Origin of the sequence: Streptomyces oryzae (assembly GCF_017676365.1) — a bacterium.
GTDB classification, from domain to species: Bacteria; Actinomycetota; Actinomycetes; order Streptomycetales; family Streptomycetaceae; genus Streptomyces; species Streptomyces oryzae.
In genome coordinates this window covers 47,808-54,590 of sequence record NZ_JADKMA010000022.1, presented here as the reverse complement: position 1 = coordinate 54,590, position 6,783 = coordinate 47,808, and the positions used below count along the sequence as shown (strand labels likewise).

The 6,783-nt window shown below is 74.1% G+C and carries 5 protein-coding genes and 1 pseudogene; 4 read left to right on the top strand and 2 right to left on the bottom strand.

Annotated elements, in window-relative coordinates; genetic code table 11:
- Positions 1-92: 92 nt before the first annotated feature.
- Together zapE and ITI46_RS07025 are read left to right on the top strand one after the other, a co-directional pair.
- Positions 93-1,271, top strand: coding sequence for a cell division protein ZapE (zapE, locus tag ITI46_RS07030; protein ID WP_209238533.1), 1,179 nt, complete (start codon positions 93-95; stop codon positions 1,269-1,271).
- 117 nt (positions 1,272-1,388) lie between these two features.
- Positions 1,389-2,804 carry an alkaline phosphatase PhoX gene (locus tag ITI46_RS07025; protein ID WP_209238532.1) on the top strand — a complete coding sequence of 472 codons (1,416 nt, stop codon included), beginning with the start codon at positions 1,389-1,391 and terminating at the stop codon, positions 2,802-2,804.
- 22 nt (positions 2,805-2,826) lie between these two features.
- Here ITI46_RS07025 and ITI46_RS07020 read toward each other — a convergent pair whose 3' ends face one another.
- Together ITI46_RS07020 and ITI46_RS07015 are read right to left on the bottom strand one after the other, a co-directional pair.
- Positions 2,827-3,504: an ABC transporter gene (locus ITI46_RS07020; RefSeq protein WP_209238530.1), complete on the bottom strand. Its 678-nt coding sequence runs from the start codon at positions 3,502-3,504 to the stop codon at positions 2,827-2,829.
- Positions 3,501-4,409: an ATP-binding cassette domain-containing protein gene (locus ITI46_RS07015; RefSeq protein WP_209238529.1), complete on the bottom strand. Its 909-nt coding sequence runs from the start codon at positions 4,407-4,409 to the stop codon at positions 3,501-3,503. The genes ITI46_RS07020 and ITI46_RS07015 overlap by 4 nt, the downstream gene beginning before the upstream one ends.
- Before the next feature lie 45 nt (positions 4,410-4,454).
- Here ITI46_RS07015 and ITI46_RS07010 point away from each other — a divergent pair, with 45 nt between their 5' ends.
- Both ITI46_RS07010 and ITI46_RS07005 read left to right on the top strand, forming a co-directional pair.
- Positions 4,455-5,165, top strand: a complete 711-nt coding sequence (locus ITI46_RS07010) for a peptidyl-tRNA hydrolase (RefSeq protein WP_209238528.1) — start codon at positions 4,455-4,457, stop codon at positions 5,163-5,165.
- Positions 5,166-5,317: 152 nt separating this feature from the next.
- Positions 5,318-6,593, top strand: a pseudogene (locus ITI46_RS07005) (MbnB/TglH/ChrH family RiPP precursor modification enzyme).
- Positions 6,594-6,783 lie beyond the last annotated feature (190 nt).

Here is a 6,783-nt window from a genome sequence, read left to right as displayed (position 1 = left end):
GCTGTGCTCGATGGGAACAGGCGTCGCATGCGCGCAGTGTGGCACGGCGCACGCCCGGCGGGCCGCACGCCCGCGGGCGCCTGCCGACTAGCATGACAATCGTGTCAACGACCGAAGCGCAGATATCCGAGACCGGCACCGGCCCCGACGCGACCGGCGGGCCCGGCGACGCGTCCGGCGTCTCCGGCGCGCCCCTCGCGCCCGCGCCCGTCGCCCTCACCGCACGCGAGCCGCACGTTCCGGCCGACCAGCTGGTGGCCGAGATGGTGCCGCCTCCGCGCTTCGACGGTGTGCGCTTCGCCAGCTACATACCCGACCCCGCGCAGCCGAGCCAGACCGAGGCGGTACGCGTGCTCGGCGCCTTCGCGGAGGGTCTTGGCGGCGGACAGCGGCCCGGCGGCAGCGGCAGCGGGCCGAAGGGCTGGTTCCGCCGGGTGCCGAAGCAGTCGCGGCGGAGCGCTCCGGCCGGACCCCGCGGGGTGTATCTGGACGGCGGCTACGGCGTCGGCAAGACGCACCTGCTCGCCTCCCTGTGGCACGCGGCGCCCGCCGCCCCGCAGCGCAAGGCGTTCGGCACCTTCGTCGAGCTGACCAACCTGGTGGGCGCGCTGGGCTTCCAGCAGACCGTGCGTACCCTCAGCGACCACCAGCTGCTGTGCATCGACGAGTTCGAGCTGGACGACCCCGGCGACACGGTGCTGGTCTCCAGCCTGCTGGCGAAGCTGGTGGAGAACGGGGTCGCGCTGGCGGCGACGTCGAACACGCTGCCGGGCAAACTGGGCGAGGGGCGGTTCGCCGCGGCGGACTTCCTGCGGGAGATCCAGGGTCTGTCCGCGCACTTCCGCACCCTGCGCATCGACGGCGAGGACTACCGGCACCGCGGACTGCCCGAGGCGCCCGAGCCGTACGCCGACGACGAGGTCACCCGCGCCGCGCACCAAATACCCGGCGCCTCGCTGGACGACTTCCCCGCGCTGCTGGCCCACCTCTCGCGCGTCCACCCGAGCCGCTACGGAGCCCTGGTCAGGGACGTACGGGCGGTCTGTCTCACGGGGCTGACGCCGGTTCCCGACCAGTCGACGGCGCTGCGCCTGGTGGTGCTCGCCGACCGGCTCTACGACGGCGAGGTGCCCGTGCTGGCCTCGGGCGTGGCCTTCGACAAGCTGTTCAGCGAGGACATGCTCAAGGGCGGTTACCGCAAGAAGTACTTCCGGGCCATCTCCCGGCTCACCGCGCTCGCCCGGGACGGCGGCGAACTGACGGCGCCCTGAGGCGAACTGACGATCTCCTGATCCGGTTCGTGTCTGTTGTGTCCTGAGCGGTGTGCGGGCACTGGTGCGCGTGATACACACGCTTGGTCACCTGTCCGCCACCAGGGGAGAGTGCCCATGCCCACGACCCGACGCGAAGTGCTGGCAAGAACCGGAGCCGCTGGGGCGGCAGTCGCCTTCAGCGGCGCGCTCTCGGAACTGTTCACGGGGACCGCCGCGGCCCAGGCCACCGGCGGCAGCGGGGGCTACGGCCCGCTGGTCCCCGACCCCGACGGGCTGCTCGATCTGCCCAAGGGCTTCCGCTACACGGTGCTCTCCCGCGAGGGCGACCCGCTGCGTTCCGGCGAGGGCAAGGTGCCCAGCAACTGCGACGGGATGGCCGCCTTCGCCGGGCGCCGGGGCCACACCTGGCTGGTGCGCAACCACGAGAACCGGATGGACGGCCGGGTCCCCGTCCCCACCGTGGAGGGGCTGACCTACGACCCCGCGGCCAAGGGCGGCTGCACCGTCCTCGAAGTGGACAACGACAGCGGCGACTACGGCGACTACGGCGACTACGGCGACTACGGCGACTACAAGGTGCTGACCGAACGCGTCGGCATCGCGGGCACCTCCACCAACTGCGCGGGCGGACCGAGCCTCTGGGGGACCTGGCTGACCTGTGAGGAGACCGAGTTCAAGGCCGGTGAGGAGGGCTACACCAAGGACCACGGCTTCATCTTCGAGGTCGGCTTCGACCCCCGCCGCCCCACCTCCGTCGAGCCGCTGACGGCGATGGGCCGCTTCCAGCACGAGGCGGTCGCCTTCGACCCCGGCACGGGCGTGGTGTACGAGACGGAGGACGCCTTCGACAAACCCTTCGGCCTCTTCTACCGCTTCCTGCCGAAGAAGCCCAAGGGCGGTTACGGGTCGCTGCACGCGGGCGGCACGCTGGAGGCCATGCGGGTGCCGGGCGTACCCGATCTGTCCGCCGTCACCGAGACGGGCACCTCCTTCGACGGCATCGAATGGGTCGAGGTTCCCGATCCGCTCGCCAAGGAAACCCCCGTCCGCCTCCAGGACTTCGGCAAGGGCGGCATCACCCACGCGCAGAAGCTGGAGGGGTGCTACTGGGGCGGCTCCTGCGTCTACTTCGTCTCCAGCTACGCGCGCAGCGAGGAGGGCTCGCAGCGGGACCACTTCGGCCAGGTCTGGCGCTACGACCCGCGGCGCCGCCGCCTCACCCTCGTCATCATCTTCGGCCCGGACACCGATGTGCAGCTCCCGGGCGAGGAGCCGGACAACATCTGCCTCGCCCCCAGTGGCGGGCTGATGGTCTGCGAGGACGGCGAGGGCGCACAGCACGTCTTCGGCCTCACCCGGCAGGGCAAGGTCTACCCGATGGCCCGGGGCGCCCAGAACATCGGCACCCCGGAGGAGCCCGCGTGGGGTGAGTTCGCGGGGGTGACCTTCGCCCCCGACGGCCGCACCATGTACGTCAACTGCTATACGCCGGGTACGACGTTCGCGGTCACGGGGCCCTGGAAGCACTGAGCCGCAACCCGGCGTACCCCTCTCACTCCCGCCGGGCGGCCACGGCGCAGGCGGCGGTGGCGGCGAGAGCCGCCACCGCCACCGCGCCCAGCAAGGCCGCCCACGGCAGCTGCACCTCTCCCCGGGCCGAGCCGCTGACCAGCCCGGTGACCGCCGCGTTGGCCGGGGAGGCTCCGAGTGCGAGAGCCGCCACGCTGCCCAGCAGGGTGGCGGCCACCGCGTACCCACGGGACCTGATCAACGGCCGGTTGCCCAGGGCTCCGACGGCAGCTCCCATCAGAGCGCACGCCAGCACCCCGCACAGCCCTGCCCCCAGCGCGGGCAGCAGCGGCACAGCGGCGGACCCGTCGGTACTCCGCGGGGCACTCACCCCCGCCGTCACACCCAGCGCCGCGCACCCGAACAGCAGTGCCGCCACTCCCCCGGCGGCGACACCCGCGAGGTGCGCCCGCCAGGCGCCGGCGGCAGCGGCAGCGCAGTGCCGGGCCGCCTGCGGCTCGGCCGTCACACAGCTGCGCACCAGCCACGCCGCGGTCGGCAGCAGCGCGGCGGCGACGATCCCGAGCGAGTCCAGCACCGGCTGCCCCGCCCGCACGCCGACGGCCAGCAGCCCGGCGTACAGCAGCAGCGGCGCCAGCCAGCGCTGGGAGCGCACCAGCAGGGCGAGTTGGTAACGGGTCAGTGCGAACGTCGCCCTCATACGCGGTCCCTTTCCCGCTCCCCGAACGGCTCCAGCGGCCGTACGGAGCGGATGTGCCAGCCCGGCCGTGCCGTGAGCAGCACCCGCAGCGCCGTGTCGGAGGCGGCAGCGGGCAGGGTGAGCAGCAACTCGCCGTCGGGCGCGAGCGTGCACCGCGCGCTCGCCGGCAGGCCCTCAGGGACCCCGGCGCCGGGCGCCCCCAGCGCTTCGATGCGCGTCATCGCGGGCCCTCTCGCGCCGTCGCCGGCACCGGCGACCGCCACCCTCGCCTCTGGGGCCGCCGCGCCCGCCCCGGCAACCGCCACCCGGCCCCCGGTCCCGACCCGCACGATGACGTCCGGGGCGCCGGCGAGGCGTGCCGGGTCGTGGTCCACGAACGCGACGGTGCCGCCCTCGGCGACCCGTTCCCTGACCACGCTGTCCAGGACCTCGCGCGCCGGCTGGTCCAGGCCGGTCCATGCCTCGTCGAGCACCAGGAGTTCGGGGCCACCGACCAGGGCCTGCGCGACAGCGACCTTCTGCGCGCTGCCCTTGGACAGCTCGCGCATGCTGGTGGCGGCGTACTGCTGGGCGCCGAACCGCTCCAGCCAGCAGGCGCCCTCACGGGCCGCCGCGCGGCTGCCCAGTCCCCGCACCCGGCCCAGGTGGGTGAGGTAGCCCAGAGCGGTCAACGGCAGTGCGGCGGGGAAGCGTTCGGGGACGTAGCCCCGCGTACGGGGGCGCCCGCGGATCCGCCCCGCGCTGGGCGCGTCGATCCCGGCGACCAGCCGGAGCAGCGTGGACTTGCCGCTCCCGTTGCCGCCCTCCACCCGCACCAGGGTGCCCGCCCGCACGTCGAGATCCACCCCGCGCAGGACCCAGGGCCCGCCGGCCCGATAGCGCCGTCCCACCCTCTCCAGCCTCACGGGGCAGATCCTAGAAGCCGTACCGCCCGCTGGCAGAATCAACAGGTGACCGTTTCAGACTCCCCCGCACAGCAGCCGGCCGAACCGGAGCGCTTCGTCCTTCCTCTCGTCGTGCGGATCGAGCGCGCCGCGCCGCCCGACCGTACCGACGCGCTGGAGACGGCGGCCCGCGCGGTGCTCACGCTGCTGGCCGACCCGCGTACGGCCGGGGAGACCGGCGAGTGGCACAAGCGGGTGCGGCTGTGGGAGGAGCGCCAGATCCGCAAGGTGGTACGGCGGGCGCGCGGTGCCGAGTGGCGGCGTACGGAGCCGCTGGAGGGAATCACCGTGGCCGGGCGTACCGCCGAGGTGCGGGTCTTTCCGCCGGTGCCGCTGGACGGCTGGCCCAAGGAGCTGGCGCGGCTCCAGGTGTCGGGCACCGAGCTGGACGATCCGCAGCCGCCGCCCGCACCCGGAGCCGGCATGCCGGTGCTGTGGCTGAACCCCGCGGTTCAGATGTCGGCGGGCAAGGCGATGGCCCAGGCCGGGCACGGCGCGCAGCTGGCCTGGTGGCAGCTGGACGCCGCGGAGCGAACGGCCTGGCACCGGGCGGGCTTTCCGCTGGCCGTGCGCCCGGCCCGCGACGAGGCGCACTGGGCGGAGCTGACCGGCGGCGGCCTCCCGGTGGTTCGCGACGCCGGATTCACCGAGGTCGCGCCCGGCTCCTGCACGGTCGTCGCTGAGCACCCGGCGCTGCGCACCACCGGCGGCTCCTGACACCCCGCCGGGCGGCTGAAGCTCAAGTTCAGCTCTGAGCTGCCGGATGCCGGGCATGAACCCTCGCCGAGAGAGCAGGAGTGCTCTTGCAGACATCGGGCCGCGGCCGGGGGTTGGGGCCACAGCGCTGCGGCGACGGGGAGGAGCGGTGGATGGAGAGGCTGGGCACCGGGATCGGCTGGCGGCCGGAGATCGCGGAGGGCATCGAGGCACTGCCGGGCATCGACTGGGTGGAGGTCGTCGCGGAGAACGTCTGTCCAGGACACCTGCCCGAGTCGCTGCTGCGGCTGCGGGAGCGCGGCACCGTGGTGGTGCCGCACGGGGTGTCGCTCGGCCTCGGCGGTGCCGAGCGCCCCGACCCCGGCAGGCTCGCGGCGCTCGCGGAGTGCGCCGAGGCGCTGGGCACTCCGCTGGTGACCGAGCACATCGCGTTCGTACGGGCCGGCGGCGGCGAGACCGGGCTCCCCCGGATGGAGGCCGGGCACCTGCTGCCGGTGCCCCGCACCAGGGACGCGCTGGACGTGCTGTGCGAGAACATCCGCATCGCGCAGGACGCGCTGCCGGTGCCGCTGGCCGTGGAGAACATCGCGGCGCTCCTCAGCTGGCCGGACGAGGAACTGACCGAGGGCCAGTTCCTCGCCGAGCTGGTCGAGCGCACCGGCGTGGGCCTGCTGATCGACGTCGCCAATCTGCACACCAACCGGGTCAACCGCGGCGAGGACCCAGTGGCCGCGCTGGACCGGCTGCCGCTGGAGGCGCTCGCGTACGTCCATGTGGCGGGCGGCGTCGAACGCGGCGGCGTCTGGCACGACAGCCACGGGCATCCGGTGACCGAGCCCGTGCTGGACGTGCTGGCCGAGCTGTGCGCCAGGACGGTACCGCCCGGGGTGCTGCTGGAGCGCGACGAGAACTTCCCGCCCGTCGCCGAGCTGGCAGGGGAGCTGGACCGGATCGGCGCCGTGGTGCGGTCCGCGGGCCGGCAGGCCGCCCGCTCCGCAGATCCTGGAGCCGCGGGCTCCGCAGTCCCGGAGGCCGCGGTCTCCGCGGATCTGGAGGCCGCCCGTGTCCGATGATGCGCGGGCCCGGCTGGGCCGGGCACAGGCCGCACTGCTGTCGGCGCTGGTCGCCGGGGCGCCGGCGCCGCCAGGCTTCGATCCGGACCGGCTGGAGATCCAGGCCAGGGCGCTGCGGGCCAAGCGTGCCGACGTCGTCGCCAAGGTGGCGCCCGAGCTGCCCGAGCTCCTCGGCGGAAGGGAGTACCGGCGGCTGTTCGCCGCGTACGCGACGGGGCGGCCCATGGACGCCAACTACCGCTGGGACGCGCTCAACTTCGCCGCGTACGCGCTGAAGGAGGCCCGGCTTCCGCGCCGCCGGCGCCGGGAGCTCAAGCGCTGGTACAAGCACCGCACGGGGCCCGCCCCGCGCTGAGGGGAAGTGCCTCCCGGGGGCTTCCGGGGTGCCCCTGTCCGACGGCTGCCGGCTACCCGTCGTCGTCGGCTGGTCGCGCAGTTCCCCGCGCCCCTTCGAGGCGCTCTCTTCCCGCGGAGCCTGGGGCCCCGGCGCATCCGGGGGGTCTTCCGCGACACCGCGAGGGCGCTGCTTTACATCTACGTATGAG

Coding starts and splice junctions, on each gene's coding strand:
- zapE (WP_209238533.1), top strand. CDS start 93: ATGACAATCGTGTCAACGACCGAAGCGCAGATATCCGAGACCGGCACC.
- ITI46_RS07025 (WP_209238532.1), top strand. CDS start 1,389: ATGCCCACGACCCGACGCGAAGTGCTGGCAAGAACCGGAGCCGCTGGG.
- ITI46_RS07020 (WP_209238530.1), bottom strand. CDS start 3,504: ATGAGGGCGACGTTCGCACTGACCCGTTACCAACTCGCCCTGCTGGTG.